27 protein-coding genes are annotated in these 25,846 nt (G+C 67.1%); 15 read left to right on the forward strand and 12 right to left on the reverse strand.

What is annotated here, in order from left to right; all coding sequences use genetic code 11:
• Window position 1 precedes the first annotated feature (1 nt).
• The gene (locus tag VEA80_RS01245; RefSeq protein ID WP_325058864.1) at window positions 2–1,012 is read right to left on the reverse strand and encodes a glycoside hydrolase family 5 protein; all 1,011 of its coding nucleotides are present in this window, start codon (window positions 1,010–1,012) and stop codon (window positions 2–4) included.
• A complete protein-coding gene (locus tag VEA80_RS01250) occupies window positions 1,012–2,232 on the reverse strand; it encodes a hypothetical protein (RefSeq protein ID WP_325058865.1) in 1,221 nt (406 codons plus the stop codon). Before VEA80_RS01250 ends, VEA80_RS01245 begins: the two co-directional genes overlap by 1 nt.
• 107 nt (window positions 2,233–2,339) lie before the next feature.
• Between VEA80_RS01250 and VEA80_RS01255 the strand changes: the two genes are divergently transcribed.
• Together VEA80_RS01255 and VEA80_RS01260 are read left to right on the forward strand one after the other, a co-directional pair.
• Window positions 2,340–2,912, forward strand: a complete 573-nt coding sequence (locus VEA80_RS01255) for a polysaccharide biosynthesis/export family protein (RefSeq protein WP_325058866.1) — start codon at window positions 2,340–2,342, stop codon at window positions 2,910–2,912.
• A gap of 40 nt (window positions 2,913–2,952) precedes the next feature.
• Entirely contained in the window at window positions 2,953–5,103 is a 2,151-nt protein-coding gene (locus tag VEA80_RS01260) for a GumC family protein (protein WP_325058867.1), read from the forward strand.
• Between the two features lie 3 nt (window positions 5,104–5,106).
• Here VEA80_RS01260 and VEA80_RS01265 read toward each other — a convergent pair whose 3' ends face one another.
• The 4 genes from VEA80_RS01265 to VEA80_RS01280 all read right to left on the reverse strand — a co-directional run bounded on the left by VEA80_RS01265 (window position 5,107) and on the right by VEA80_RS01280 (window position 8,433).
• Complete coding sequence (locus VEA80_RS01265; RefSeq protein WP_325058868.1) at window positions 5,107–6,195, reverse strand: glycosyltransferase family 4 protein; 1,089 nt, start codon at window positions 6,193–6,195, stop codon at window positions 5,107–5,109.
• Entirely contained in the window at window positions 6,195–6,866 is a 672-nt protein-coding gene (locus VEA80_RS01270) for a WecB/TagA/CpsF family glycosyltransferase (protein WP_325058869.1), read from the reverse strand. Before VEA80_RS01270 ends, VEA80_RS01265 begins: the two co-directional genes overlap by 1 nt.
• A 59-nt stretch (window positions 6,867–6,925) precedes the next feature.
• Window positions 6,926–7,636, reverse strand: coding sequence for a sugar transferase (locus VEA80_RS01275; RefSeq protein WP_325058870.1), 711 nt, complete (start codon window positions 7,634–7,636; stop codon window positions 6,926–6,928).
• Window positions 7,637–7,878: 242 nt separating this feature from the next.
• Complete coding sequence (locus VEA80_RS01280) at window positions 7,879–8,433, reverse strand: DUF805 domain-containing protein (RefSeq protein WP_325058871.1); 555 nt, start codon at window positions 8,431–8,433, stop codon at window positions 7,879–7,881.
• Between the two features lie 151 nt (window positions 8,434–8,584).
• On the opposite strand from VEA80_RS01280, the gene VEA80_RS01285 reads away from it, so the two are divergent.
• The gene (locus VEA80_RS01285) at window positions 8,585–10,285 is read left to right on the forward strand and encodes a molecular chaperone HscC (protein WP_325058872.1); all 1,701 of its coding nucleotides are present in this window, start codon (window positions 8,585–8,587) and stop codon (window positions 10,283–10,285) included.
• The gene (locus tag VEA80_RS01290; protein WP_325058873.1) at window positions 10,282–11,943 is read left to right on the forward strand and encodes a hypothetical protein; all 1,662 of its coding nucleotides are present in this window, start codon (window positions 10,282–10,284) and stop codon (window positions 11,941–11,943) included. Before VEA80_RS01285 ends, VEA80_RS01290 begins: the two co-directional genes overlap by 4 nt.
• Window positions 11,944–11,953: 10 nt before the next feature.
• On the opposite strand, the gene VEA80_RS01295 is transcribed toward VEA80_RS01290, so the two are convergent.
• Together VEA80_RS01295 and VEA80_RS01300 are read right to left on the reverse strand one after the other, a co-directional pair.
• Window positions 11,954–12,250 carry a YciI family protein gene (locus VEA80_RS01295; RefSeq protein ID WP_325058874.1) on the reverse strand — a complete coding sequence of 99 codons (297 nt, stop codon included), beginning with the start codon at window positions 12,248–12,250 and terminating at the stop codon, window positions 11,954–11,956.
• Window positions 12,251–12,254: 4 nt separating this feature from the next.
• Window positions 12,255–12,845 (reverse strand): TetR/AcrR family transcriptional regulator, encoded by a 591-nt coding sequence (locus VEA80_RS01300; RefSeq protein WP_325058875.1) that lies wholly within the window; start codon window positions 12,843–12,845, stop codon window positions 12,255–12,257.
• A 237-nt stretch (window positions 12,846–13,082) separates the two neighbouring features.
• Between VEA80_RS01300 and dusA the strand changes: the two genes are divergently transcribed.
• Window positions 13,083–14,078 carry a tRNA dihydrouridine(20/20a) synthase DusA gene (gene dusA / locus VEA80_RS01305; RefSeq protein WP_325058876.1) on the forward strand — a complete coding sequence of 332 codons (996 nt, stop codon included), beginning with the start codon at window positions 13,083–13,085 and terminating at the stop codon, window positions 14,076–14,078.
• Window positions 14,075–14,890 carry a sulfite exporter TauE/SafE family protein gene (locus VEA80_RS01310; protein WP_325058877.1) on the forward strand — a complete coding sequence of 272 codons (816 nt, stop codon included), beginning with the start codon at window positions 14,075–14,077 and terminating at the stop codon, window positions 14,888–14,890. Before dusA ends, VEA80_RS01310 begins: the two co-directional genes overlap by 4 nt.
• On the opposite strand, the gene VEA80_RS01315 is transcribed toward VEA80_RS01310, so the two are convergent.
• The gene (locus VEA80_RS01315) at window positions 14,887–15,066 is read right to left on the reverse strand and encodes a DUF1289 domain-containing protein (protein WP_325058878.1); all 180 of its coding nucleotides are present in this window, start codon (window positions 15,064–15,066) and stop codon (window positions 14,887–14,889) included. The genes VEA80_RS01310 and VEA80_RS01315 overlap by 4 nt on opposite strands.
• A 207-nt stretch (window positions 15,067–15,273) precedes the next feature.
• Here VEA80_RS01315 and VEA80_RS01320 point away from each other — a divergent pair, with 207 nt between their 5' ends.
• Genes VEA80_RS01320 through VEA80_RS01340 form a run of 5 tightly spaced genes read left to right on the forward strand, consistent with a single transcriptional unit; the run spans window position 15,274 to window position 18,628 of the window.
• Window positions 15,274–15,621 carry a hypothetical protein gene (locus VEA80_RS01320; protein WP_325058879.1) on the forward strand — a complete coding sequence of 116 codons (348 nt, stop codon included), beginning with the start codon at window positions 15,274–15,276 and terminating at the stop codon, window positions 15,619–15,621.
• 54 nt (window positions 15,622–15,675) lie between these two features.
• On the forward strand, window positions 15,676–15,984 hold the full coding sequence (locus VEA80_RS01325) for a hypothetical protein (protein ID WP_325058880.1): 309 nt from the start codon (window positions 15,676–15,678) through the stop codon (window positions 15,982–15,984).
• 48 nt (window positions 15,985–16,032) lie between these two features.
• A complete protein-coding gene (locus VEA80_RS01330; protein ID WP_325058881.1) occupies window positions 16,033–17,220 on the forward strand; it encodes an acyl-CoA dehydrogenase family protein in 1,188 nt (395 codons plus the stop codon).
• On the forward strand, window positions 17,220–17,480 hold the full coding sequence (locus VEA80_RS01335) for a hypothetical protein (protein WP_325058882.1): 261 nt from the start codon (window positions 17,220–17,222) through the stop codon (window positions 17,478–17,480). The genes VEA80_RS01330 and VEA80_RS01335 overlap by 1 nt, the downstream gene beginning before the upstream one ends.
• Window positions 17,481–17,491: 11 nt before the next feature.
• Window positions 17,492–18,628, forward strand: a complete 1,137-nt coding sequence (locus VEA80_RS01340) for an acyl-CoA dehydrogenase family protein (protein WP_325058883.1) — start codon at window positions 17,492–17,494, stop codon at window positions 18,626–18,628.
• Window positions 18,629–18,727: 99 nt separating this feature from the next.
• Here the strand turns inward: VEA80_RS01340 and VEA80_RS01345 are convergent, their stop codons facing one another.
• Both VEA80_RS01345 and VEA80_RS01350 read right to left on the reverse strand, forming a co-directional pair.
• Window positions 18,728–19,765, reverse strand: coding sequence for an acyl-CoA desaturase (locus tag VEA80_RS01345; protein ID WP_325058884.1), 1,038 nt, complete (start codon window positions 19,763–19,765; stop codon window positions 18,728–18,730).
• Between the two features lie 12 nt (window positions 19,766–19,777).
• Complete coding sequence (locus VEA80_RS01350; RefSeq protein ID WP_325058885.1) at window positions 19,778–20,089, reverse strand: metalloregulator ArsR/SmtB family transcription factor; 312 nt, start codon at window positions 20,087–20,089, stop codon at window positions 19,778–19,780.
• Window positions 20,090–20,971: 882 nt separating this feature from the next.
• Here VEA80_RS01350 and VEA80_RS01355 point away from each other — a divergent pair.
• The 4 genes from VEA80_RS01355 to VEA80_RS01370 all read left to right on the forward strand — a co-directional run bounded on the left by VEA80_RS01355 (window position 20,972) and on the right by VEA80_RS01370 (window position 23,873).
• Window positions 20,972–22,411, forward strand: a complete 1,440-nt coding sequence (locus VEA80_RS01355) for an AlkA N-terminal domain-containing protein (RefSeq protein ID WP_325058886.1) — start codon at window positions 20,972–20,974, stop codon at window positions 22,409–22,411.
• Window positions 22,408–22,887: a methylated-DNA--[protein]-cysteine S-methyltransferase gene (locus tag VEA80_RS01360; protein WP_325058887.1), complete on the forward strand. Its 480-nt coding sequence runs from the start codon at window positions 22,408–22,410 to the stop codon at window positions 22,885–22,887. Before VEA80_RS01355 ends, VEA80_RS01360 begins: the two co-directional genes overlap by 4 nt.
• Window positions 22,888–22,987: 100 nt before the next feature.
• The gene (locus VEA80_RS01365) at window positions 22,988–23,446 is read left to right on the forward strand and encodes a hypothetical protein (protein WP_325058888.1); all 459 of its coding nucleotides are present in this window, start codon (window positions 22,988–22,990) and stop codon (window positions 23,444–23,446) included.
• An 88-nt stretch (window positions 23,447–23,534) separates the two neighbouring features.
• Window positions 23,535–23,873: a putative quinol monooxygenase gene (locus VEA80_RS01370; RefSeq protein ID WP_325058889.1), complete on the forward strand. Its 339-nt coding sequence runs from the start codon at window positions 23,535–23,537 to the stop codon at window positions 23,871–23,873.
• Here the strand turns inward: VEA80_RS01370 and VEA80_RS01375 are convergent.
• Window positions 23,820–25,844: a hypothetical protein gene (locus VEA80_RS01375; protein ID WP_325058890.1), complete on the reverse strand. Its 2,025-nt coding sequence runs from the start codon at window positions 25,842–25,844 to the stop codon at window positions 23,820–23,822. The genes VEA80_RS01370 and VEA80_RS01375 overlap by 54 nt on opposite strands.
• Window positions 25,845–25,846 lie beyond the last annotated feature (2 nt).

Genomic DNA, 25,846 nt, shown 5'->3' on the forward strand with positions numbered 1-25,846 from the left:
GCTATTGGAAGTAGCGCTGCAGGATGCGCATCTGCGGCCGGTGCTCCGGATTGCGTATGGAGAGCGGCGCTATACTGAGCGGATAGTCCTCGTCCCACCACGGCCCTCCCGCCCAATAGGTCCAGCCGATCCAGACGTCCCGGTTCGCCGCCATGTGATCGAGCAGCGCCGTCAGTTCGCGCGCACAGCTCTCGTCGGCCCCCGCGCCGAACTCGCTCAGGAACGCCTTTTGACGGTTCTCGCGCGCCCACGCTGTGAATCGCTCGAGCCGATTGCCCGCCCTCGCGGGGCAGGCCGCATGGGTGCCGCTAGAGTCTGCGTCCAGAAACTGATGCACGTCGAGGGCCATGTTGCCGATCGGATCGCGCAGGCCGAGCATCGCCTGATTGCCGCGGCGCAGCCATGCATGCGCGCCGGACCAGCCGTTGCCGGGCGCCAGGATGAGCTGGCGCGCGCCGGCGGCGCGGATCGCTGTCATCGCCGCGTTCAGTACGCCGAGGAGCACATTCGTGTCCTGGTCGTGCGGTTCGTTCTGCAGGCCGAAGATGACATGGGACGCACGGCGATATCGCTGTGCTAGCGCGCCCCAGAAGCCGGCGAAGTGCGCCGCCGTCACCGCGCTCTCGCCGATAATCACCGCTTCGCCGCGAATGATCCTGCGCCCGTATTGATGCGGATCGAGGACGACGCGCATCTGGCGCCGTCCGCTCTCTTCGACCAGCCGATCCAGCAGCCCGAGATAGTCTTCGTTGAGTTCGCCGCCGAGTTCCGGCTGCGCCCGCTCCCAACGGAAAGGGATGCGCACCGCGTTGGCGCCTGCGTCGCGGTAATAATCGAGTTCGGCCGCGCTGGGCGAGACGAAGTCGTGATCCAGCCGCCCGGGTAGGCGGCCGCTGTTGAATTCAAGGCCTGCCAGATTGACGCCGGTGATCATGGGCGGTTGCGGCTGCGCGGCGGCGGCGCTCGGCAGCGCGGCGGCAGCGAGGAGGAGAGCTCGGCGGGAGAGCCGCATCACGCCGGCGCTGTGCGCGTCACCGCACGTCCCATGACGCGTCTGCTCTCCGTCTGCAGCCCCGCGAGCGCACCGAGCGCAAACCAGCCCAGCCCTGCCGTTTTCAAGGCGAACAGCGAAGATCCGCTAATGCAGAGGAGCGCGCAGGCGTAGACGCCCAGCATTAGCTTGTATCGCGCCGCTTCCCTGGATGGCGTGGGAATGCCGACGAACGCGCCCCAGAGCAGCACGCACATCGGCAGCCCCAGCGACGCCAGCGCGTACGCATAACCGCTGTCCACGGTGGTCAGGCTGTTCGGCGCGAGCCCGAATAATTGGTCGAGGTCGAACTCGGTCAACAGCCGCCCGGAAAGTGACAGCCGCGATAGGAAATTGTCGCCGACCTCGGGCGCCGCGTAGCTGACGCCGATGAGGATTGCGACAGCGACCAGCGGCAGCGGCGCGAGCGCCAGCACCGTCCACTTCGTAGGCAGGAAGCGCGACAGCGCGAACAGGACGACGACGGTGGCCGCGAAGCGCGCGTCCGAGGCGATGATCGAGAATGCCGCGACTGCCCCGAGGGCCGCAGCCAGTCGCCAGCGGCGCGGCTCGAGCGACAACGCGAACGCGGCCGCGAGCGCGCCGAAATTGCCCATCGAAACCGGCTCGAGAAAAACCGACGACGCGCGGTGAGCGCCGAAAAACGAGGTCAGGAAGCGCCCATCGCCGCGCTCGCCGCTGATGAAGAAGGCGGAGGTCTGGTACTGGGCCTCTTCGGCGCTCACCAGGCCGCGTCCCATGTAATAGCGCAGCACGTCGAATATCTGCGTGTAGAGCGCCGGCGCGAGCAGTTCGAGCAGCGCGATCGGGACAACGATAGCAGACGCTACAAGAAAGGCCGTCTGCGCCATGCGGGCGCCGCCGAAGCGCTGCCCGAGCGCGACGAACGCGATCAGCACCAGCGGATCGCGCACCGCCTTGAGATTGAACTCGTTTGCAAGCAAGGCGATCAGCAGGAAATTCACCGCGAGCGCCAGCAGCATGATCCAAAGCCCGCGCCGCGGTGCAAGCATCGCCATCCCAAGCGCAGAGAGCACGATGGCGCCATCGACGATGGCGATGAGATCATTCGAAACCCGCGATGCGTGCGTGTTCACGAAGCACAACGCCGCCGTGTAGGTGAGCGCCGCGATCACAAGGGCGATGGCCGGCAGATTGATCGGATGAGAAAAACGCAACATTCCCGGCGCCGCCCTGTTCGCGTCGGCCCGTGAACGCGGCGTAGTGGTTTTCGTTTCCTGGCTCAGGAAACAAAAGCACCGCGCGCACGTTTGCGCACGTTCCCTCCATGCTGCATCGGGGTCAGCTCATGGCGTTGCGGGCGCTTTTGATTTCGCTCTTCGCGTTGTGCCTATCATTTGATGCGTTCGCGCAAGCCGCCCCGGCCGCGAGTCGAACGCCGGAGGCCTACACGTTGGGTCCCGGCGACCAGTTGCATATCATCGTTTTCGGCGAAGCCGACCTCACCGGTGATTTCAGGATTGGCCCGAGCGGCAATCTGCCGTTTCCCCTGATTGGCGAAGTGGATGCGAGCGGCCTGACGGCCCAGCAGCTTGGGGGTGTGCTCGAACAGCGGCTTCGCGAAGGATACGTCCGCGCCCCGCGAGTCAGCGTGTCGATTTCGCAATACCGGCCGTTCTTCATCCTCGGCGAGGTGCAGAACCCTGGAACGTATCCGTTTTCGGCCGATCTCACCGTCGTGAGCGCGGTCGCGACGGCCGGCGGCTTCACCTATCGCGCCAATCGGCGGCGCGTCTTCATCCGGCGCGCCGGCGAAACGGAGGAGCGCGCGCTCGAACTTAACGGTGAGACGCGCGTCTATCCAGGAGACACGATCCGCATCGGCGAGCGGTTCTTCTGAGCAGTGAGAGTTCGAAACGGGCGGGTGGCAGGAGCAAAGAATGGACGGCTTGACGACGCGTACGGAAGTGGCTCGGCCCCTGGAGGACGCGACTTCCTATCCGCCCGCCGATTCGTTCGGGCTGCAGCGCGCGTTCCGCGTCCTGCGCCGCCGGCGCAACATAGTCATCGCCATCGCTGCCGCCATTACGCTGCTGGGCATCGGATACGCCGTTTTGCGTCCGGCGGTCTATGTGGCGCATGCCGAGCTGCTGATCGCACCGAATGAGCCCGGCGGCGTCGCGGGCAGCCAGGATCCGACCGAACGTCCCGACGCCAATTTCGTCGAGAGCCAAGTGGAGATCCTCCGCTCGCCGGCCTTGGCGCTGCAGCTGGTCGATCGAATGGGCCTGGAGAACGACCGCGAATGGTCGCCGGGCGGCGACAACGGCCGGATGGCCGCCGCGCGCGCGGTGCAGGCGGCGACCGAAGTCGAACGCCGCAACGGCACCTATGTCGTCGACGTCTCGGTGAAGTCGCGCGATCCGGTCAAGGCCGCGCAAATGGCCAATACCTTGGTGGAACTCTACTTCTCGTCCCGCGCTTTGGCGCGCCACCAGAACGCGGCGCGCACCGGCGACTGGATCAGCGGCCGTCTCGCAGAATTGCGCAACGAGGTGCAGCTGCGGGAAGCCGAGGTCGAAGCTTATCGCGCCGAACATGGGCTGCTGACGGTGGAAGGCTCGATGCTGACAGAGCAGCAGATGCGGGACGCGGAATCGTCCGTCGTCGCCGCGCGCACCGATCTCGCCGAGCGCGAGGCGCGCTATCGTCAGGTGCAGAGCCTGGTGAACGGCGGCGGCTCGGCCGAAACCCTGGCGGGCGTGCTGAACTCCGAAGTGATGGTGCAGCTGCGTGCGCGCCAAGCCGATGTGATGCGCCGCCTGGCCGAATACAGCGGCCGCTACGGCGATCGCCACCCGGCCATGCAGGCGGTGCGCGCCGAGCGCGCGGACATCGAAGCGCAGATCCAGGCGGAAGTGCAGCGCCAGGCGCAGAACCTCAGCAACGAGGCGGCAATCGCGCGCACACGCGTCGGCACTTTGCAGGCGCACCTCTCCGGCGTGCGCAGCCAGCTCGTTGGCAACAATGCAGAACAAGTGCGGCTGCGGGAGCTCGAGCGCAACGCCGCGGCCGCGCGCAGCGTCTACGAGGCGTTCCTGCAGCGTTATCACGAGGTCGCCGAGGGCTTCGCCGGTCTGGGCGGCGACGCGCAGGTGGTCGCGGCCGCCACGCCGCCGAGCAATCCCGCCTCGCGGCCGCTGCTGACGTTCGCGTTCCTGGCCGCGGCGCTGGGCGCGTTAGCTGGCGCGCTGGCGGCATTCCTGGTTGATCAGTTCGACACCCGCATTCACGCGGCGGAAGACATCGAAGAGAAGGCCGGCGCCGACATGCTGACGTCGATCCCGCTGCTCGGCCGCCAGGATCTCACCGCGCTGCCGCGCATCGACCGCCACCCGGCCGGCTTCGTCGCCGCCAAGCCGTTGTCGGCCTTCGCCGAGGCGATCCGAGTGCTGCGGCTGCGCATCCTGCATGCGGGATGGTCGCAGAAGGTGCGCGTTGTCGCCGTGACCTCGGCGCTGCCCGGCGAGGGCAAGAGCAGCACCGCGCTCTGCCTCGCCCGCGTGTGCGCCTTCTCCGGGCAAAAGGCGCTGCTGATCGATTGCGATCTGCGGCGGCGCTCGCTCAATCATCTGCTCAGCATCGACCCGCAGGTCGGCATCATGCAGGTCCTGCGCGGCGAAGCGCAATGGGCGTCCGCGGTGGGCGTGGACGAAGCCAGCGGCGCGCACGTGCTGCCGGCCGCGGGCGATTGCTACACCGCCGAGGACGTGTTCGGCTCGGATTCGATGAAGACGATGTTGCGCAATTTCGGCGAGAGTTACGACATCGTCATTCTCGATTGCGCACCCGTGCTGGCGCTCGCGGAAGTCCGCGACATCGCCGCTTTGGCGGACGGCGTGGTTGTCGTCGCGCGGCGGGGCCAGACCGATGCGCTGGCGTTGCAGACCGCGCTGAACGAATTGCGCGCCGTCCGCGCGCCGGTGCTGGGCGTTGCGCTGAACGGCGTGAACATGCGCGCGCCGGGCCGTTCCTCGTACGCAGACCCGCTCTATTTCAGCCACGCCGAAGCGGGAATGTACACGCTCTAGAGATCAGGCCGCTTTCGCGAGCGCGGCCTGATAGTGCGACAGCGTCTGCTCGGCGTGCGCGCGCCAGGAATAGCCGCCGGCGAAGCGCACGGCCTGCTTGCGGCGCTCGGGCGAGAGCGCGTCGAGCTCGGCCCGGATAGCGTGCGCGGCCGTGGCGGGTTCGGCGTAGCGGGTGATCTGCCCAACCCGCGATTTGCCGATCAGCTCGCGGAACGAGCCGTTGCCTTCCACCACCGGCACGAGACCGATCGACATCGCCTCGATCAGCGCCATGCCGAACCCTTCGTACTGCGAGGCGGAGACGAACAGCCCGCACGAGCGGGCGATACGCTGCAGCGCCGCTTGGTTCAGGCCGCCGTGAAAGTTCACCCGGTCGGCCACGCCGAGTTCCGCCGCGCGCTGCAGAAGATCGGAGATGCGGACGTCCCAGGGCGCGCCGACGACGTGCAGCGTGGCGTCGGCCAGTTTCGGCTCCGCCATGACCGTCAGCAGCCGGTCGATGCGCTTGTGGCTGGCGAGCCGGCCGAGGCAGAGCAGATCGGCGCCTTCCGCGACAAAGTCGCCGATCGGCCGGATGCCGTTCGGCAGCAGCGCCACGTCGTCGGCGATCATCGCCAGCCGGCGCCGGTCGAACTCGCTGTTGGCGAGGCAGATGTCGTATTGGCGCGCCGCCAGTCGCGTCACTGTATGGAAATAGACCTGCTTCGCGGTGCGCATGAACGGCGTGTGGAAGAAGGCGCCGTGCGTCGTCGCCACCAGCGCTTGACCCTTGCGGCGCGGTTGGCGAGCTACGCGGTCGAACATGCCGTCGATGCCGTGCACGTGCAGCACGTCGAACGGCTCCAGCGTCTCGCGCCGCACCAGCGGCACGAAGAAGCGCGGGTGCCCGATCATCGGCACGCGCCGGATCGGCAGCCCATGCGCCGTATCGGTTGGCGCCAGCGTGCTGTACTCGGCGTTGAACACCCGATCGAGGGTCAGAACTTCGCACTCGACGCCGAGCGAAGTCTGTTCGCGCGCCAGCTCCATCACGAAGCTCTCGAGTCCGCCAACGCTTGGATGGAACTGGCGGACGATGTGGCAGACGCGCATCACGCCCTCCGCATAAACCGCTCTCTGCAGATCAAGGCCGCCAGCACCAGCACTTCGATCGTGTAGCGCCGCCACAACCGCTTCGGCTCCCGCAGCAGGCGGAACAGCCATTCCAATCGGAGCCGGCGCCACGCAGCCGGCGCGCGTGGAGCGGCGCCGGCGATAAAGTCGAACAGCGCGCCGACGCCGATGAACACGCTCTCCCGCCGGCGGCTGCAGTCGGCGATTAGACGCTCCTGTAGCGGATTTCCCATCGCGACCAGCACAAGATCGGGACTGGCGCGCGCCACCTCCTCGATTGCCTCCGCTAGGCCTGCGTAACCATCGCGCACGCCGCAAACGAGCAGACCCGGCCATCGCTCGGCGATCCTGCGCGCGGCGGCGACGGCCACATCAGGCGTGGCGCCGAGCAGGAAGATGCGAGAACCATCAGGCAGCGCGTCGAGGACCCGAGGCGTTAAGTCCGTGCCGTTGAGGTTCTCAGGGAAACGCTCGCCCGTCGCGATCCGCGACAGAAGGTCGACGCCCACGCCGTCATTGACGATGCAGAACGCCTTGAGCTCCCGCGCCAGACCTGGATCGCGCGCGGCGCAATAGAGCAGGTGCGTGTTGGCGAAGGCGACGCGCATCGCCCGATGTTCCCGCACCGCCGCCACGATGTCTTTCACCATGGCCTCGCACGTGCTCGCGCGCACCGTGAGGGGCCCCAACCGCCGCTCCGCCGCCGCAATCAAAACGCGTTCCTGTCGCTGAACAGTAGCCGCACGGTCTTGAGCAGGATGAGCAAGTCTCGCCCGAACGACCAATTCTCGATGTAGTCGAGGTCGAGTTCGAGCCGCGCCTCGACCTTTTCGGTCGTATCGGTGCGTCCGCGCGCGCCGGCCACCTGGGCGAGGCCGGTGATGCCCGGGCGCGCATGGAAGCGGCGCGGATAGAACAAGTTGACGCCGTAGAAGACGCGGTCGTGCGCCAGCGCGTGCGGGCGCGGACCAACCAGGGACATGTCGCCGCGCAACACGTTCAACAGCTGCGGCAGCTCGTCGATGCTGGTGCGGCGCAGGAACCTCCCGAACCAGGTGACGCGCGGATCGTCCTCGCGGGTTTGGACCACTTGGCGGTCCGGGGCGGGCGCCTCGACCATGGTGCGAAATTTGTAGATTTCGAACACCCGGCCGCGAAAACCGCTTCGGGCTTGGCGGAACAGCGCCGGCCCCGGCGACGTCAGTCGGATCACCAGAGCGATCAGGAGCAAAGGGCCTGAGAGGACCAGCAAAGCCGCCGAGGCGGCGCCGATGTCGAAAGCCCGCTTTGCCGCGCCGCCGATCGGTTCGAATGCGAGCTTGTAATCATAGCTGCAGCGCCGGTGGACCAAGTGAATCGGACGCAGCGAAACCTCGCGCGCCTCGCGCTCGGCCCGGCGTCCGATTGACGTTACAATCATGTGGTACCTCGACGCTCCCCAACGTCGACAGCGCGCGTTTGTTTCCGCCCGGACTCAGCTTTGTTCAAGCTGTGACAGGACCGTGAACCCCGCCGAAGGACGTGACCTCTTGCGGAACCAGCGCTGTTAGCTGGCGCTCGGAACAGCAATAAGCGGCAGGCTTGCGCTGGCCCAATGAGGATCCGCGCTTCGAATGCGCGGCCGACATCGCCGGAAGGCCGATCCACGTGCGTGTACCGCGCTTATGCCGCGTCCGCTTCGCCGTAAGCGTTCGGGCCGCCCCGCCCTGGCGCGAAGCCGACGAGACCGTAGAAGCCGAGATAGACGAGCGCAGTCGCGGCGGCGAGCAGGGTGAATTGCCCTTCGGGCGTGGCGAACGTCCAACTCGTCGTGGGCGGATTGTCGGGGCCGCCAAGCTGGAAGTAGAAGAACGCAGCCGCAAACCCGAACGCCATCGGCACGAGTTGCAGCCACGCCGACAACGATAGATCATGCAACCGGCGCGCGTTGACGGCCAACGTCGCCACCACCCACGGCAGGGTCAGCAGCGTCCCGATCGCCGGGACTGCGCCGACGATGACGCTGACCACAGCGTTGCCGAGCGTCGACAGCCACCACTCCCGCCGCCCGGCGCGGCCCTTGAACGAACGCGGTCCGGGCCCGCGATGGCCGGCGACTTTGCCGCGCCGCTGCCATTCGTCCCGCAGCGGCCCCGCATTGGTCACCGCATTCCAGATCGCCGGCAGCACTAGCCGCGCGACGATGATGAAAATCCAGATCGCGACGATTGCGGACATCGGCGCGCCCTATGCCGTGTCCGCCGGCGCTCGCGCCTGCTTGTCTAGTCGCGGCTTCCCCGCCATGCTCCGGCCTCGGCTTGCCCGCCCCCGTTCTAGCGCGCCGCGCGCCCATGGCAACGGAGCGGGCGTTTGCGCTGCGGGGGCGGGCGTGATTATCGGCATCGATCTGGGCACCACCAACTGCGCCTGCGCGATCTTTCGTGACGGCGCCGTCGAGATGGTCCCCAACAGTCTCGGCCAGGTGCTGACCCCGTCCGCCGTCAGCATCGACGACGACAAGGTTCTGACCGGTCTAGCGGCGCGCGAGCGCCAATCGACCCACGCGCAGCTCACCGCCACCGCGTTCAAACGCTATATGGGCACGCGCCACCGGACGCAGCTCGGCAAGCTCGCCTTCAGCCCCGAGGAATTGTCGGCGCTGATGCTGAAGAGCCTCAAAGCGGACGCCGAAGCCTATCTCGGCCAATCGGTCGAAGAAGCCGTCGTCACGGTGCCGGCCTATTTCAACGACAAGCAGCGCAAAGCCACACGCCGCGCCGGCGAACTGGCCGGTCTCAAGGTCGAACGCCTCATCAACGAACCGACCGCCGCGGCGCTCGCCTACGGCCTCCACCAGCGCGACAAGCAGACCAAGTTCCTGGTGTTCGATCTAGGCGGCGGCACTTTCGACGTCTCGATCCTCGAAATCTTCGAAGGCGTCATCGAAGTGCGCGCCACCGCCGGGGATAATCGCCTCGGCGGCGAAGACTTCAACGAAGTGCTGATTGAACTCGCCCGCAAGCGCTTCGAATCCGATCTCGGCCGCTCGGTCAAGGATGACAACGCGCTCTATCAGCGATTGCGCGAATCCGCGGAGCGCACGCGCCGCGCGCTCAGCGAGTCCGCGGCAGCCGAGTTCGCCTTCGTCTGGAAGGGCAAGGAGCGCCGCTTCGAAGTATCGGCTGAAACCTTCGAAACCCAATGCGAACCGCTGCTGGCGCGTCTGCGCGATCCTGTGCTCCGCTCGCTTCGCGACAGCGATATCGCCTTTGAAGCGCTCGATGAGATCGTTCTCGTCGGCGGCGCCACGCGGATGCCGCTTGTGCGCAAGGCGGTGACGCGCATGTTCGGGCGCTTCCCTTCGGCCTCGGTCAATCCGGACGAGGCGGTCGCGCGGGGCGCTGCGGTGCAGGCGGCGCTGAAGGCGCGCCAGGTCGATTTGCGCGAGGTCGTGTTGACCGACGTTTGTCCTTATACGCTGGGCGTCGCGTCGGCGGAGAAACAGGCGGGCGGGCGCATCGTCGAGGGGCTGTTCACGCCGATCCTCGAGCGCAATTGCGTCGTGCCGGCGAGCCGCGAGGAGATCTTCTCGACTCTGATCGATAACCAGCCGGCAGTAAAATTCCCGATCTACCAGGGCGAGTCCCGCTGGGTGAAGGACAACGTCTATCTCGGCGAGGTGACGATCCCGGTGCCGCGTGCGAAGGCCGGTCATACGCCAATCACCTGCCGCTTCAGCTACGACATCAACGGCTTGCTCGAAGTCGACCTCCACGTCCCGGAAACCGGCGCGCGCCAGCAATTGGTCATCGTCGACCGCGAAGGCATGAGCGAGGCCGAGTTGGAGGAGCGCCGCAAGGCGCTGGCCAAGCTCAAAGTGCATCCGCGCGACACCGACGCGGTGCGCGCCACGCTCGCGCGCGCCGGGCGCTGCTACGAAAACCGCGTCGGCGCTGAGCGCGACTATGTCGGCCGCCTCATCAGCCAGTTCGAAGAAGTGCTGGCGCGCCAGGACCCGCGCATGTGCGAGGAAGCGCGTGTCGAGCTCAGCCAGATTCTCGATCGCCTTGAGGGCGAAACCTTTCTATGAGCGCCGAGATCTGGCGCCATCTCGGCATCGCCGAAACGGCCGACGAAGCCGAGGTGCGCCGCGCCTACGCCGAGCGCCTCAAGCGCACCAATCCGGAAGACGATCCCGAGGGCTTCAAGCGCCTGCGCAACGCCTACGAACGGGCGCTGCAGATCATCCGCTGGCGCGTTCGTTATGCGGCGATCGAGCCGGTAGAGGACAGCGGCGAGTCCGTGCTCGAAGCGGCAGGGCCAGTCGCTGTCGACGGCGCCGCGCCGGCGCAAGCTGAGTCAGCCGCGGCCGAGACCCGCGAGCCGCCGCCACGCGACGAAGTTCTCGAAGCGCATGATGCGGCGTGCCGGCGCCTGGAAGCGGCGATCCGCGACGGCGCTTCGCCCTGGGAAATGCAGGCTGCATTTCAGGCGCTCGTCTCAGGCGCGGCGATGGAGCGCCTCGGCGTCTATGTCGAGACCGAGAGGTGGCTCGCGGATGTGCTTCGCCGCTACGGCCATGGCGGGCCGGTGCTCGAGGCGGCCGTCGCGCACTTCAAGTGGGAAGACCGTTCGCACGCCGTCGGCGACCGCATCGGCGCGGGCATGCTGGCCTTCCGCGAAGGCTTGGCCGAGGACGCGAAAACGCGCGCCTTCATCGCCCGCGTGCGCGATCGCCGCCACGAATTTCACGCCGCCTACAAGGAGGCGACGCGTCCGCTGAGCGAGCGCTCCTGGCTGTCGCGGCTCGTCTCGTTTCCGCGCATCGGCCTGATGCGCCGCTTCTACGATTATATCGACGACAAGATCCCATACGCGGAGGACGAGCTCGATTACGAGGCGGGCGATTGGTGGCGGCGGCGCGCCGCCTTTTGGCGCCGCCCGCTCTCGATCCTGACTTGGCTGATGCAGATCGGTGTGGTGGTCGGCGTCATTGCGCTATTCGTGGTGCTTGCGCCGCCGAGCGCGCCGGACGCGAACAGTGCGAACATGTTCGAGGTCCGCCGCGCCTGCGCCCAGTCGGTTGAACAGCCGGCGGCGAACGGCGCCGCCTGCGCGAGCTTCCTCGAACGCGCGCCGGAATCGCTGCTGATGCGCCAGTACGCCGGCATCATCGCATTGCGCGAGGACCGCGCCGCAGATGCCGCCGCTCATTTCGAGCTGATCCTGCGCGCGAGCCCGGTGGACGCGGCGGCGCGGTACGGCTACGGCCTCGCCTTGAGCCGTAGCGCCGACCCGTCAGATCAGGAGCTTGGCCTTGGGCTGATGCGCCAAGCGCTCGCCGTCGATGACGCCGTCAGCATTTATTTCGCGCAATACGGCGTCGTGTCGGGAACGGTGCTCGCGCCGGCGGAGTCCGCCGTGACTTTCCCGGAGACGCAAATGCCCCGCTTCGACACGCCGCCGAGCGACATCGGCGTCGAGGGCCGAAGCGTGTTCGACCAGGCCTACGCGCATTTCGGCATCGCCGATCACTTCGGCGACGGCTCGGTCGTTGTGCAGTGCCTCGCTCGCACGACCGGCGCCGTGACGGACTGCCAAATCGTCGAAGAGACGCCGCTCAATGGCGGCCGCGGCGAGGTGGCGCTCCGCGTCATGGCGAGCGCAACGGTAACGCCCGCCCGCTTGGGCGGCCAACCTGTCGATGGCGTGCCGGTCCGCGTGCCCGTGCGCTTCGCCCTCGAGTGAACGCCTTGGACTACCGCGCTCGAGGCTCGACCAGGAAAGCGAGGCGAGGATCGGCGCGGGACGGCGTGATCTCGATGACCTCCGCACGCACGACGCCCTCTTTGACGAATGGATCCTCATTCACCCGGGCCTCGATATCCGTTCGGGAAGCGCCAGCCGCGAGAATCGCGCCGCCGAGCCCAGTCTCCAGATTGCCGAGCAACACAAAGACCTGATCGGCGAAGCCGTCCGCGATCCACTCCTTGTGCGCCTCCATGAGCGCGGCGGCGCGGCTTTTGTCGGCGAAGCGAAGCAAGACGACGAACATGGGTTCAGCTCTCCTTGTGGGGATCGGCGCCCGCAGCTACGCCTGCGAGCCATTCGCTCATTAGCCGCACCTCGTGGCGGAGGAATTTCTCGTCCCGAAAGGCGTTGGCGAGCACGGCCACGCCCTGGCTGCGGGCGAGGATATGCAAAGCGAGTTCGTCCGCATCCGCTTTGCGCCCGAGCAGCACGAACTGCCGGCGCAGCCAAGTGCGGAAGAGCGTGAAAAGCGCGTTGGCCCCGGCTTGCGAGGGATGAGCAAGCTTTGCGAGTTCGGTGCAGAGCGTGCCGACCGGGCAGCCGTGGCGCTTGATCTTGGCGCGATTGACGAGAAGAATCTCGACGAAGCGGCGGATGCGGGCGATCGGGTCTGCGCCGGCGAGCTCCCATCGTTCCAGCATCGCCCGCGTGCCGGCGAGTCGGCGCTCGATCACCGCGTCGAGAATCTCGTCTTTTGTTTTGAAGTGATAATAGAAATTTCCGCGCGAGATGGCGACCGCTTCGGCGATGTCCTGAAACGAGGTGTGCTCGAATCCTTGGCGATAAAAGAGATCGTCGGCGGCCGCGACGATCTCCTCACGTGTCGTGCTGGCGTTCACCTCGGCTCTCCTCGCCGCCGCTCGGCCGCATAGGTCGTGGCCTAGGACGGGTGTCCAAATGATGTAGGACGAGCGTCCGAGAGTCAAGCGGCGCTGGTGAGTGGTGGTGCGGCTTTGCTGCAGGCGCTTCGTCTCATCCCTTTCGCGATCGCCCGATCCGTGCAATGGGGCGGGACAGGAACGCCAGCGATAGAGCAGATGCGCGGGCCCCGCCGCCCGCAGCGAGATGAAGCACCAATGCCGCAAGGTCTCTCCCGCAAGTTTTCGATTGCCCCGATGATGGATTGGACGGACCGCCACTGCCGCGCCTTCCATCGCGCGCTGACGAAGCGGGCGCTGCTCTACACCGAGATGATCACCGCCGACGCCATCATCCACGGCGACCGCGCGCGTCTGCTCGGCTTCTCGGAAACCGAACACCCCGTCGCTTTGCAGCTCGGCGGCAGCGATCCGGCCAAGATCGCCGAAGCCGCGCGCATCGGCGCCAGCTTCGGCTACGACGAGATCAACCTGAACATCGGCTGCCCGTCCGACCGGGTGCAGTCAGGCCGCTTCGGCGCTTGCCTGATGCAGGAGCCGGCGCTGGTGGCCGAACTCTGGTCAGCGGCGCAGACCGCCGCGCCCGACGTCGAAGTGACGATAAAATCCCGCATCGGCGTCGACGAGCAGGAGCCGCGCGCGGCGCTGTTCGCGCTGGTCGACGCCTGCGCAGCCGCCGGCTGCCGCAGCTTCACCGTGCATGCGCGCAAAGCGTGGCTGAAAGGCCTCTCGCCGAAGGAGAACCGTGACGTGCCGCCGCTCGACTACGAGCTCGTGCGCACGCTGAAGCGCGAGCGCCGCGAACTCGAGATCGTCCTCAATGGCGGCCTGCGCGACCTCGATCACGCCATGGCGGAAAGCGCAGGGCTCGACGGCGTCATGCTCGGCCGCGCCGCCTACCAATCGCCCGCCATTCTTCTCGACGTCGACGCCCGCATCTTCGCCGCGCCCAACCCGGCCCCGAACGCGATCGCCGCCGTCGAAGCGCACATCCCCTACATCGAAGCGCGGCTCGGCGAGGGCGTCCCGCTCCACGCCATGACGCGGCACATGCTGGGCCTCTTCAACGGCGTGCCGGGCGGGCGCGCCTGGCGCCGCGTGCTGTCGACCCAAGCCGTCCGCTCCGGGGCCGATGCGAGCGTCGTTCGCGCTGCTCTTGCCGAGATCGCGCGACCCGCCGCAGATGCGGCATGAGCGGCGAGATTCTCTGGTTCATTGCAGCTTTGACCGGCGCCGGCCTCGCCGCGGGCTTCGCCGGCGGCCTGTTCGGCATCGGCGGCGGCGCCGTCGTCGTGCCGGCGCTCTATTTCGTCTTCACCGCGCTCGGCGTCGACGAAGCCGTGCGCATGCACGTCGCCGTCGGCACCTCGCTCTCGACCATCGTCTCCACCTCCTGGCGCTCGCTCGCCGCGCACACCAAGGCGGGCGCGGTCGACTATGACGTGCTGCGCAAATGGGGCCCGTGGATCACGCTCGGCGCGCTCATCGGCGCCGGCGTCGCCGGATTGGTCGACAACGAAGTGCTGCTGATCGTCTTCGGCGCCGGGCTCTTGCTGATCGCGCTGCAGATGGCGTTCTCTTCGCCCAACTGGCGCGTCTTCCGCGACTTGCCGCACGGGCTGTGGCGCGCGCTGACCGCCGGCGGCATCGGGCTCTTGTCGGCGATGATGGGCATCGGCGGCGGCGCCTTCGGTGTCACGGTGATGACGCTCGGCGGGCGCCCGATTCACCAGGCGGTGGCGACCGCCTCCGGCTTCGGCGCCGCCATCGCGCTGCCGGCCGCGCTCGGCTACGTCGCCATGGGCTGGGGCAGGGAAGGGCTGCCGCCCTGGTCGCTCGGCTTCGTCAGCCTGCCGGGCTTTGTCGTGCTGGCCGCGCTTACCGCGCTCACCGCCCCGCTCGGCGCCCGGCTCGCGCACCGCTTGCCGCAACTGGCCTTGAAGCGCGCCTTCGCCGTCTTCCTGGCGCTGGTCGCGCTCAACATGCTGCGCGAAGCCGCGTTCTAGCGCGCCTTCGCCGCCAGCCGCTCCGGCAGCGCCGCCATGATCGCGCGCCGCTCGTCTTCCGAGAGGGCGCCCCAGCGCGCGATCTCGTTCAGCGTCCGCCCGCAGCCGATGCACAGACCCGTCTCGCCGCTCACGGCGCAGACCTTGATGCAGGGCGTGGAGATCGGCTGGCTCATGGCCCCTCAGCTAAGGCCCTGAAATCCGGCCCGCAATCGCCCGCCACCGCGCCTGTATCGAATTTCGATAAATTCACATTGACTCTCGATACGCCTTATCGTATATCGATATCAGTCTGAATTCGCGGCAAGGATGCATCCGCCTCAGCGGGGCGCGGCATCTCCAACACGGGTCAGGCAAAGGTGCTGACTTGGAGGGAAAGTCCCATGCGTTTCGCTGTATTCGCCACCGGCGCCGCCGCGATCGTGGCCGTCCCCATGGCCCTGAGCGCGACTGGCCCGCAAATGTCGGGCGATCAGTTTCTGAGCGCCGTGCGCTGCACCGCCTATGAAGCCGCCGCGCAGCCCGGCGCCGAACTCGGCGCGGTCAAGATGCAGCTCAACGCCGAAGCCCGCCGCCAACCGGCCGAGACTGCCGCCCAGGCCCAAGCCGAGGCCCGCGCCATCGCTCGCCAAGCTGTGATCAGCGAATCTGGCGCGGATGGGTCTATGCTAGCGTCAGCGGCGTGCGCCGGTCCGCAATTCGCGGCCGAAGCTGCGGCTGACGCGGCGTAAGAAGGGATGCTTGAGCGCGTCGCCTTCTGTGAGGCGCGCGCGGAGGGGAGTGAGATGAAGGTCCTGATCCTAGCGAGCGCCTTTACGGCCATGTCCGCGCCGTTCGCCTTCGCCACTGAGACCGACCTGCCGTGCCAGGTCGAGGATCGGCGCGTGCCGCAGGTGCGCATCGATTCCGGCGCGCCCGGCGGCTCCGCGCCGCAAGCGACGCCGACCAACCGTCCCGCCGCGCGCGCGCCGACGACGGAGACGCAGGCCGCCGAGCGTCAAGCCGCCGAAGCCGCGCGTTCGTTCGCCGAACGGCGCCGCAGCGGCAAGCGCATTCCCGACGCCGAGTTGATAGGCCCACGCGGCGCTCTATAGTCGGCGCGCAACGCGCGCGCTTTCCGCGCGCGTCAACGGGCCGGCCATATGGATCTCAATTTCTCCGCGGAAGAGCTCGCGTTTCGCGACGAAGTCCGCGCTTTCATCGAACAGAATTATCCGAAGCACTTGAAGGGCAAGGTGCTGCGCGAAGACCTCTCGAAGGAGGACTTCCTCGCTTGGCACAAGATCCTTGGCAAGAAAGGCTGGTCCGCGCCTGCTTGGCCCAAGGAATACGGCGGCACCGGCTGGACCGCGACGCAGCGTTACATTTGGCTCGAAGAAAACGCGCGCGCCGAAACCATTCCGCCGCTCCCGTTCGGCGTCTCCATGGTCGGCCCCGTCATCTACACGTTCGGCACGCCTGAGCAGAAGCAACGTTATCTGCCTGGCATTCTCTCGGGCGAAGTCTGGTGGGCGCAAGGCTACAGCGAACCCGGCGCCGGCTCCGATCTCGCCTCGCTCAAAACCCGCGCCGTGCGCGAAGGCGATCATTACATCGTCAACGGCCAGAAAACCTGGACCACGCTCGGCCAGCACGCCGATTGGGGCTTCTTCCTCGTCCGCACCGATCCGAGCGCCAAGCCGCAAGAGGGCATCAGCTTTCTCTTGATCGACATGAAGTCGCCCGGCGTCACCGTGCGCCCGATCAAGTTGCTCGATGGCGGCTATGAAGTGAACGACGTTTTCCTCGAAAACGTGAAGGTGCCGGTCGATCAGCGCATCTACGAGGAAAACAAGGGCTGGACCTGCGCCAAATTCCTGCTCGCGCACGAACGCGCCGGCATCGCCGGCGTCGCCCGCTCCAAGCGCAATGTCGAGCGCCTCAAAGCTATCGCCAAAGCCGAGATCGGCGACGACGGCAAACCGCTGATCGAAGACGAAGACTTCCAGCGCAAGCTCAGCGAACTCGAGATCGATCTCTCCGCACTTGAGATGACCGAACTCCGGACGCTCGCGCGTGAGCAAGCCGGCAAGGGCCCCGGTCCGGAAAGCTCGCTGCTCAAGATCAAAGGCACCGAAATCCAGCAGCGCTTGACCGAACTTACGCTCGAAGCCGTCGGCAATTACGCGCAGCCTTTCCCGCGCGGCCTCGGCTCGAACGAATTCCCGGTTGGCCCGGACTATTCGAGCCACGCCGCGCCGATCTATTTCAACTGGCGCAAAGCCTCGATCTACGGCGGCTCCAACGAAATCCAACGCAACATCATCGCCAAGATGGTGCTGGGGCTTTGATGGCGATCTATCGCGCTACCCTTGTATGGGCATTGCGCGCTGCCGCTGCGATCGTCTTGGCGCTCGCGGCGTTCAGCGCCGTCCGCGCCGTCGTGATTTACGACAACGCAAGCGCCTCGCTTGAACCTGGCGAGTTGGCCTACGTGCCCACTCCCGCAGACATCGCGTTGCAGGTTGTTCCTGCCGCTGGGCTGGCTCTGCTGTCGCTTGCGTTGGCGGAGATATTGGCGATGCAACTGCGAAGCGCCCGAAAATCCTAGGAAGATCTCCAATGAACTTCGATTACACCGACGAACAAAACATGCTCCGCGACTCGATCGCGAAGTGGGCGGCTGGGCAGTACGATTTCGACAAGCGCCGCGAAGCGCTGTCGCACGAAGACGCCTGGAAAACCAATTGGGCCGCGTTCGCTGAACTCGGCCTGCTCGCAGCGCCCTTGCCGGAAGATTTCGGCGGCCTCGGCGGCGGCGCCATCGACATCAGCGTCGTCACCGAAGAGTTCGGCAAGGCGCTGATCGTCGAGCCTTACGTGCCCACCGTCGTCCTCGGCGCCGGCGCGCTCAAATACGCCGGCAATGCCGCACAGAAGGACGAACACCTCACCGCCATTGCCTCCGGCGAGCGCGTCATCGCCTTCGCCCAAGCCGAACCGAAAAGCCGCTGGACGCTGCACGATGTCGCGACCAGCGCCAAGAAGGACGGCGCGGGCTGGGTCCTCAACGGCCACAAGGCCGTCGTCCTCGGCGCGCCGCAAGCCGATCATCTCCTGATCAGCGCTCGCACCGCCGGCGCCCAGCGCGACGAGAAGGGTATTTCGCTCTTCCTCGTGCCGAAAAGCGCGAACGGCGTCTCCACCCGCGATTATCCGACCATGGACGGCACACGTGCAGCGGAAGTCTATCTCGAAAACGTCAGCGTCGGCGCAGCCAACCTGATCGGCGAGGTCGACAACGCGCTCTCGCTGATCGAACGCATCGTCGATGAAGCCAACGCCGCGTATTGCAGCGAAGCTGTCGGCTGCATGCGCATGATGTCGGACCTGACGCGCGAATACGCCAAGACGCGCAAGCAATTCGGCAAAGCCATCGCCGACTTCCAAGTGTTGCAGCACCGCATGGTCGACATGTTCATGGCGACTGAAGAGAGCTACTCGATGGCGCTGCGGGCCACCATCAAGCTCGGCGAAAGCAACGAAGAACGCGCCCGCGCCGTCTCCGCCGCCAAAGTCTCGATCGGCAAGCATTCCCGCTTCGTCGGCCAAGCCGCTGTCCAAATCCACGGCGGCATGGGCGTCACCGACGAAATGCGCGTCGGCCACTATTTCAAGCGCGTCACCATGCTCGACGCCACCTTCGGCAACGTCGACTCGCACCTGAAGCGCTACACGGCGTTGAGCGCCGCCGCCTAACCCTTGGCGCGTTTCCCCCTCTCCCTTGCGGAGAGGGGGCAGGAGGTGAGGGGCGTTCAGCCGCCGCGGTGCAGCAGGACCAGCACTGCGGGCCGCCATTCAAAAGCTCACCCGCTCCGCTGCCCGCACACTCGCCCGCGCCCCCGCGAACCGATAATCGGCGCGCGCGGCCGCAGCCTTCCATCGCCGCCACGCGCGCATCGCCACGCGGCACGCCGGGCAACCGCCTTCATCGTTTGGCAAACGCACAAGCGCTTCACGATGCGCCAGGCTCGCCGGGGTCTTGATATCCCATGCGAGGCCGAGCCTCTGCAGCAACAGGATGAACCACCAACCCGGATCAGGTTGATCTTCCGATAAGCCTATGCGCGCTGAGCCCGGGAAGGCGTGGTGATTGTTGTGCCAGCTTTCGCCCATTGAAAGCAGCGCAGCGATCGGCACATCGCGGCCTTGAACGCCGGCGCCGTTCACGCGCCAGCGCATCGGCCCTTCATTGTGGGCGAAATAGCCGATCAACCAATGTCCGGTCACGCACGCAGCCACGCGCGCCGCAACGCCCCAAACCACCCAACTCCAGCCGCCGAAGGCGAACAGAACGAGGGCGATCGGCAATTGCTGCCACATCCAAGTTCGCTCCATCCACCGGTAGACGGAATCTTCGGCGATGCGCCGCTCGGGCTGAAAGCGCGGCGGATGATCGAGTTTCAAATCGCAGTGAAGCTGCCACCATCCGTCCGTGACAATGCCGCGGCCGTGTTTGAGATAATCGTGGCAACGGGACTGACGCTGCGCCCAATCGCGCAGATCGTGCTGGCGCATCAGGCCGAATGGCCCAGCCATGCCGACGAGCACGCCCGAATAGACAAGCGCGTATTCGAACCACAGCGGACATTCGAAACTGTTGTGGATCAGGCGCCGGTGCATGCCGACGGAGTGTCCAGTGCAGAGCGTAACGGCGCTCAGCAGGACAAACACTGCAAGCGCGCTCCAGCTGAAAACGAACGGCCCAATGAGAAGGGCGGCCGTCGTCATCGAACCGATCCAGATCGATTTGACCGGGCTCCACCTCACCTGCCCGAGGCTGGCGTCCGTCTTTTCATCGGCGATGATGCGCTCAGATCCCAGCCGCCAATCCATCGCCGTCTTCCTTCAGCCGCGCGCGCCCTTGAGCTTCTTGCTTTCGCGCTTCAGCGGTCGTGACACCGGGCAGACTTCCTGCACGAAGCCGTTCAGCGTGTTGACTAAGCTTTCGCGCACGAGCGCGTAGTGCACGAACTGACCGCGCTTCTCGCCGCGGATCAGCCCAGCGTTTTCCAGCACCGACAGGTGCTTGGATATGGCCGGCTTGCTCATGGAGAAGCGCGCCGCGATCTCGCCCGCAGTAAGTTCTGCCTCAGCCAAATAGGCCAGGATCTTCCGCCTCGGCGTGGAGGCAAGCGCGTCGAAAATGGTGTCGGTCATCTGAGCATTTAACTAATTGCCTAATTATCTACTTCGTTGGCGCCGCCTGTCAAGCCGCCGGTGAGGACCCGGCATTTTCCTCGGACGGCGAAACGCCACTCGACGCCACCTTCGGCAACGTCGACTCGCACCTGAAGCGCTACACGGCGTTGAGCGCGGCGGCTTGATCATCTGCCTCAGCGTACCGCAGTAGCCGCAGCCTCATCCGTCATCCTGGGGCGCGCGTAGCGCGAGCCCAGGATCCAGGGGCGACCGCTGCGGTGTTGGCCCCTGGATCCTGGGCTCTCAGCTTCGCTGAGCCCCAGGATGACGGGGATAGAGGCGCGCTCTATCCCCCATGTTTTCGCGCAAAATTCCAATGCAACCAACGCTCGCGCCAAAATCAATCCGACCGCGCCGAAACGGAGCTATAATGCCCTCGCTTTCACACGAGAGGATTTCGAAGAGCTCCGAAGCTTTGAAATGTGAGGGCTGCGGTCGAGCGTGAGGCTTTGCGAAAGCGAAGCCTGAAGCCGGCGGGGTCATAACCGCCGGGGCCTGCGTCTTCTTCGGAGAAGGCGACACACGCCGCCGGCCGAGCCGCCTCCAGGAGTGAATACACCTCCCGCGACGGCGCCGGCGAGCACAGACCGTAACGGGGCGCGTTCGACGCGCAGCGTTGCTCGAGCGATCGAGCAGCGCACACTAGGCACTACCCCAGCGCGTCCGACGCGCCCCGCCTCTCATTAGGGGCAGTAGGCAGTGGGCAGTAGGCAGTAGGAATTTTGAGCACCGGCGTCTGCCGGCGCGCCAACGCGCCTATTGCCTACTGCCGACTGCCTACTGCCTAAACATGTCCGAATCCGGCGAGACGCTAACCACCGAAAGGCCCATATTGCCCTCATGCTCGACGCAGACACCTGCCACGCCGCGTGCGACGCCAAGGACCGCCGCTTCGACGGCCGGTTCTATATCGGCGTCACCTCGACGGGCATCTATTGCCGCTGCATCTGCCCGGCGCGCACGCCGAAAAAGCAGAACCGCACTTTTTGGCCGAGCGCCGCCGCCGCCGAAGCCGCTGGCTTTCGCCCATGTCTGCTCTGCCGCCCCGAGCGCGCGCCCGGTCTTGCGCCGATCGACGCGCCCGCGCGCCTCGCCGCCGCCGCGTACGCCCGCATTGAAGCCGGTGCGCTCGAAGAGCAGGGGCTCGAAGCCCTGGCCGAAGAGCTCGGCGTCACCTCGCGCCATCTGCGCCGGGTGATGAACGCGCAGTTCGGCGCAAGCCCGATCGACATTGCGCAAACCGGCCGTCTGCTCGCCGCGCGGCGCCTGCTCAACGAAACTGCGTTGCCGATCACCGAGATCGCCTTCGCCTCCGGCTTCCGTTCCTTGCGCCGCTTCAACGCGACGATGAAGGACCGCTACGGAGCGCCGCCCTCGAAGATGCGCGGCCGCAAGAGCATCGAACGCGGCGAGACCTTCACCGTCAGCCTCTCGCCGCGCGGCGACTACAACATCGCGCCGATCCTGCAATTCTTGAGTCTGCGTGCGCTGCCCGGCGTCGAGATCGGCGGCGCGAAAACCTATGCGCGCGCGCTGAAATGGGGCGATGCGCTGGGCTGGCTCGAAATCGGCATGGGCCCGAAGGGCCTCGCACTGACGCTTTCGGAAAACCTCGCGCCGCACTTGCGCCCGCTCGTCGCCAACGTGCGCGGCGCCTTCGATCTCGATGCGGAAATGACCGCCGTCGATGCGCACTTGGCGGCTGATCCCGAATTCGCCGGCGATGTGAAACGCGAGCCCGGCGTGCGCGTCCCCGGCGCGCTCGACGGCTTTGAAACCGCGATCCGCGCCGTGCTCGGCCAGCAAGTCACCGTCATCGGCGCGCGCACGCTCACGGAACGGCTCGTCGAGCGGTTCGGCGCGCGCACCCCCGGTTTCCAGCCCGCAAATGGCGGCGAACTCACGCACGCTTTTCCGGATGCGAGCGCGCTCGCGAACGCGGGCGCAGACGCAATCGCCAAGATCGGATTGCCGAAGAAGCGCGCGGAGACGTTGCATCATCTCGCCGTCGCTTCCAGCGAAGGCAGGCTCCCGCTCGCGCGCGGCGCCATCGCAGCGGGCAGAGCGGCGCTTTCGACCATTCCCGGCATCGGCCCCTGGACCGTTGAATACATCGCGCTGCGCGCGCTCGGCGATCCTGACGCCTATCCCGCGAGCGACATCGCCCTCATCAACGCGCTCGGCCGCAAAGGCGAGACGCTCGAGCATCTGAAACCCTGGCGCGCCTACGCCGCGATCCGGCTCTGGCGTCGCGCCGCCAAGAAAGGACTGCGGCCATGAGCATTAGCACCGTGTACGAAAGCCCCTGCGGCCCGCTCACGTTGATTTCGAACGGCGCGGCGCTCACTGACTTGCAGTTCGAGAACCCGCGCTATCCGTACGCGCCTGCGCCCGCAGGCGCCGACGCCGTCCTCGACAAAACTCGCCGCCAGCTCGACGCTTACTTCGCCGGCAAGCTGCGCGCGTTCGATCTGCCGCTCGCGCCCAAGGGCACGCCGTTCCAGCAGCGCGTCTGGCAGGCGTTGCTCGCCATCCCGTATGGGGCGACGCGCAGCTACGGCCAGCAGGCGGCGGCGATCGGTTCTCCACAGGCTTCGCGCGCCGTCGGCCTCGCCAACGGCAGGAACCCGATCGCCATCGTCATCCCCTGCCATCGCGTCATCGGCGCCAATGGCAGCCTCACCGGCTATGGCGGCGGCATGGAGCGCAAGCAGCTCCTGCTGGAACTGGAACAAGGTCAGCCGCTGCTCCGCTGATGATTACCGAACATCAACGGCGTTATGCCGTCGCGGAGGCCGCAAAGGGCGTGCTAAAGAGCCGCTCCTTGGACGAACCAGCGGGACGGGAGACCACCTGATGCGGAAACTGTTCGCGGCCTGTGTGTGCGCATTGGCGCTCGGTGCGCCAGGCGTCAGCTCGGCGCAAAGCGAAGAAGGCTGGCGCTACGAGTTCACCGCCGATGGCGTCGCCACCGCGACCCAGCGCGATGAACGCGGCCGCGTCACCGCCACCATCACCTGCCGTCCGCCCGAAGGCGATATCGTCATCAGCGACTTCACATTCGGCCGCCAGGGCCGCCGCGCCAGCACTGCTGCTGTCGGCATCGGCCAGCTCACGGTCAACGTTCCCGCCGCAACCAGCGGCCGCGGGCGCAACCAGGCCGTCACCATCAATCTGCCCCAGCGCCCGCCGATCCTCGCCGGCGTGCAGCCGAACGATCGTCTCTCGGTCACCGTCAACGGCCGCACCAACACTTATCTCGCCGGCAGCGCGCAGAAGATGCGCGAAGTCGCCTTCGCCTGCTGGGGCAGCTGAGTCCTTCTGTTGCGGAGCGCCCGGCTTGGCGCCTAACATCATGAAGGTGGGGTTGAGGGAGCCGCCGGGGGGCGGTGCGCGTGTTCGCATGGATTGGGCTGACCCAAGCAGTTATCGTCTCTCGCGCTCGGATGCGCGCAGCATCTGCGCCGTGTTGAAGGCCGAGACGCGTCCGGGATCGGATGAAGAGTTCGAGACGCTGATGCGCGACTTCGCGTATCAGGTCCGCGACGTCGAAGTCGGCTGCGACTCCTACGTCGTCACCCGCATGATCGGCTCGCGCAATCACTTCGCGATGCACGCGCAATTCACCAGCATGGAAGCGTTCGAGCGCCACGCCGACACGCTGCACATGGCCAAAGCAATGCCGCGCCTAAGCGCGTTGCTGGCGGCGCCGATTTCGATGGAGATATTTCTCGCCGTATGAGCCGCGGGGCCCGTGGCCGACGACGCCTGGGGCGAAGTTGACGACGATCGCAAGCGCGAACGAAACCGCCGCGATCAGCGCGCTCGCCCAGTCCGGCAGCGCGCCGCCGCGCAGCACTTCGAGCGCGATGAAAGCGGCGATCCCCGCCGCGCCGGCGCCGAAGGCGAGCCGCGTGCGCGTCTCCGCCCCCCGCGCGCGCCAGAACACCCAGTGCGCGAACGCGACGATCGCCGGCGCCAGAAATCCAAGCGGCGCGTGGTGCGCGCTCGCCGCGGCCGCCTCCCGCACGCTCCAGTACGGCGTCAGCCACAGTGCGCCGATGAACAGCAACGCGCCGAGCGCCATCAGCCCGAGCAGGGTGGCGACGCCCATACGCGCATGCGCCGAGCCACGGCGCGAGCGGGATGCGATCACGAGCGAGGCGGCCAGCCACACGGCGATGTGCGCGCCGGCCTCGACGAAGCCAATCGGCGAAAGCAGCGTCGCGCCGGCCGAGAAGTAAAGCCGCAGCACGAGGCTGGCGGCGCAGACGCCGGCGACGAACGCAATCGTCTCGAACAGACCCGCCGTAAACGGGGCGTGTGCGCGATCGGCGAAGGCGGCGCCGAAAGCGAGCAGCAGGCCCGGGACGCCGATGCCGGCGACGAGCAAAGCCCAAGCCGGCCAAATCGGGCTTTCGTTCAGCAGGAGCTGCGCCGCGTCGATTGATAAGACAGCGGCGGCGAGCGCGGCGATGCAGGCGAAGCTCCGCCACGCGGCGTCAGGAAGGCGCGCATTGAGCAGCGAAAGCCCAAGAGCCGCGGCCGCGAACGCGAGCGCGGCAAAGGGCGCGGGCAGCGCGAGCAGGATTGCGCCGCTGAGCGCGGCGAAGGCGGCGATCGCGAGAACCCACAGGGTCACCCTGAGCGCGGCGAGCCCGCCGCGCCGGCGCAGCGCCGCGAGCGCGATCAGCCCGCCCAGCGTCGCCGCAAGCGCCACAAGCGCGCCTGCCGCCGCGAAGCGGTCGGCGAGGCCATGGCCGGCATAGTGGAGGGCGCCGATCGCGAGAAGCGGCGCAAGCGCGCCGGTGCCAGCGATAGCGACGCCGCGCGGGCCGAGTTGGGGCGCGCGCACGAATGCGATGGCCAGGAAAATCGCCCCCGCCCACGCCGCCGCCGGCGTGAACCAGATCGCGGCGGCGGTCTGGCCGCTCAGGACAAAGAGCCCGATCAGCGCCGCGCCGAAGGCGGCAAGGTGCAAGGTCTCGAGCCGCAGGCTCAGCGCGCCCGTGATCGCCGCGGCCGTGACGATCAGGCCGAACGCCGCGCCCGCCGCGCCGATGATTCCGATCTGGCTGGCGAGCGCCAGCGACATGCTGGCCATGACCAAAGCCATCGCCGAGCCGGGTGCGGCTCGGCGCAGCTGTGCGTGCGCCAAGCCGGCGACGCCGCAGAACGCGACGAAAACGGAATAGACCACCGGTGATGCGTGCGCCACGCCGAGCACGAAGCCCGCCAGCGCCCAGCCCGCGCCGGTGATGACACCGGCCCAAGCCGACGCGCTCCAATCTGACCGCAGCGCGAGCAGGATCATCGCCAATGCGACAGCGAGGCCGCTGGCGATGATGGCGGACTGGGTGACGCCGAACAGAAAAGCGAGCGCGGGCGCGGCGGCCACCACGCCTAGGATCACGCCGCGCAGTTTGCTGGGCAGGGCTTGCGGCGCATCGACTTGGAGCGGCGCGCCGGGCGAGCGCCAAGCCTGCGCCGCGCGGGCCGACGGCGGCGGCGTCAGCGTTACGACATCGGCGTCGACCGGGGTGACAGCGCCCTGCGCCCGGCGGCGCGGTGCGGCGGCGCGACTGTCGGCGGCGGCGAGCTCGGCCCGCAGCCGCTCGACGTCGCCCTCGAGCTGACGTTGCCGCCGCAAGAGATAGACGAAGCCGAGTCCAGTCGCCGCCAGCTGCAGCGCGAAGAGGATCCAGAGCCCCATGA

The sequence above is a fragment of the Vitreimonas sp. genome, assembly GCF_035627415.1.
Classification (GTDB): Bacteria; Pseudomonadota; Alphaproteobacteria; order Caulobacterales; family Aquidulcibacteraceae; genus Vitreimonas.

What these genes read in the sequence shown, in the direction of transcription:
- VEA80_RS01245 (WP_325058864.1), bottom strand. Translation starts at nt 1,012, where the DNA reads ATGCGGCTCTCCCGCCGAGCTCTCCTCCTCGCTGCCGCCGCGCTGCCG.
- VEA80_RS01250 (WP_325058865.1), bottom strand. Translation starts at nt 2,232, where the DNA reads ATGTTGCGTTTTTCTCATCCGATCAATCTGCCGGCCATCGCCCTTGTG.
- VEA80_RS01255 (WP_325058866.1), top strand. Translation starts at nt 2,340, where the DNA reads ATGCTGCATCGGGGTCAGCTCATGGCGTTGCGGGCGCTTTTGATTTCG.
- VEA80_RS01260 (WP_325058867.1), top strand. Translation starts at nt 2,953, where the DNA reads ATGGACGGCTTGACGACGCGTACGGAAGTGGCTCGGCCCCTGGAGGAC.
- VEA80_RS01265 (WP_325058868.1), bottom strand. Translation starts at nt 6,195, where the DNA reads ATGCGCGTCTGCCACATCGTCCGCCAGTTCCATCCAAGCGTTGGCGGA.
- VEA80_RS01270 (WP_325058869.1), bottom strand. Translation starts at nt 6,866, where the DNA reads ATGGTGAAAGACATCGTGGCGGCGGTGCGGGAACATCGGGCGATGCGC.
- VEA80_RS01275 (WP_325058870.1), bottom strand. Translation starts at nt 7,636, where the DNA reads ATGATTGTAACGTCAATCGGACGCCGGGCCGAGCGCGAGGCGCGCGAG.
- VEA80_RS01280 (WP_325058871.1), bottom strand. Translation starts at nt 8,433, where the DNA reads ATGTCCGCAATCGTCGCGATCTGGATTTTCATCATCGTCGCGCGGCTA.
- VEA80_RS01290 (WP_325058873.1), top strand. Translation starts at nt 10,282, where the DNA reads ATGAGCGCCGAGATCTGGCGCCATCTCGGCATCGCCGAAACGGCCGAC.
- VEA80_RS01295 (WP_325058874.1), bottom strand. Translation starts at nt 12,250, where the DNA reads ATGTTCGTCGTCTTGCTTCGCTTCGCCGACAAAAGCCGCGCCGCCGCG.
- dusA (WP_325058876.1), top strand. Translation starts at nt 13,083, where the DNA reads ATGCCGCAAGGTCTCTCCCGCAAGTTTTCGATTGCCCCGATGATGGAT.
- VEA80_RS01310 (WP_325058877.1), top strand. Translation starts at nt 14,075, where the DNA reads ATGAGCGGCGAGATTCTCTGGTTCATTGCAGCTTTGACCGGCGCCGGC.
- VEA80_RS01315 (WP_325058878.1), bottom strand. Translation starts at nt 15,066, where the DNA reads ATGAGCCAGCCGATCTCCACGCCCTGCATCAAGGTCTGCGCCGTGAGC.
- VEA80_RS01320 (WP_325058879.1), top strand. Translation starts at nt 15,274, where the DNA reads ATGCGTTTCGCTGTATTCGCCACCGGCGCCGCCGCGATCGTGGCCGTC.
- VEA80_RS01325 (WP_325058880.1), top strand. Translation starts at nt 15,676, where the DNA reads ATGAAGGTCCTGATCCTAGCGAGCGCCTTTACGGCCATGTCCGCGCCG.
- VEA80_RS01330 (WP_325058881.1), top strand. Translation starts at nt 16,033, where the DNA reads ATGGATCTCAATTTCTCCGCGGAAGAGCTCGCGTTTCGCGACGAAGTC.
- VEA80_RS01335 (WP_325058882.1), top strand. Translation starts at nt 17,220, where the DNA reads ATGGCGATCTATCGCGCTACCCTTGTATGGGCATTGCGCGCTGCCGCT.
- VEA80_RS01340 (WP_325058883.1), top strand. Translation starts at nt 17,492, where the DNA reads ATGAACTTCGATTACACCGACGAACAAAACATGCTCCGCGACTCGATC.
- VEA80_RS01345 (WP_325058884.1), bottom strand. Translation starts at nt 19,765, where the DNA reads ATGGATTGGCGGCTGGGATCTGAGCGCATCATCGCCGATGAAAAGACG.
- VEA80_RS01350 (WP_325058885.1), bottom strand. Translation starts at nt 20,089, where the DNA reads ATGACCGACACCATTTTCGACGCGCTTGCCTCCACGCCGAGGCGGAAG.
- VEA80_RS01355 (WP_325058886.1), top strand. Translation starts at nt 20,972, where the DNA reads ATGCTCGACGCAGACACCTGCCACGCCGCGTGCGACGCCAAGGACCGC.
- VEA80_RS01360 (WP_325058887.1), top strand. Translation starts at nt 22,408, where the DNA reads ATGAGCATTAGCACCGTGTACGAAAGCCCCTGCGGCCCGCTCACGTTG.
- VEA80_RS01365 (WP_325058888.1), top strand. Translation starts at nt 22,988, where the DNA reads ATGCGGAAACTGTTCGCGGCCTGTGTGTGCGCATTGGCGCTCGGTGCG.
- VEA80_RS01370 (WP_325058889.1), top strand. Translation starts at nt 23,535, where the DNA reads ATGGATTGGGCTGACCCAAGCAGTTATCGTCTCTCGCGCTCGGATGCG.
- VEA80_RS01375 (WP_325058890.1), bottom strand. Translation starts at nt 25,844, where the DNA reads ATGGGGCTCTGGATCCTCTTCGCGCTGCAGCTGGCGGCGACTGGACTC.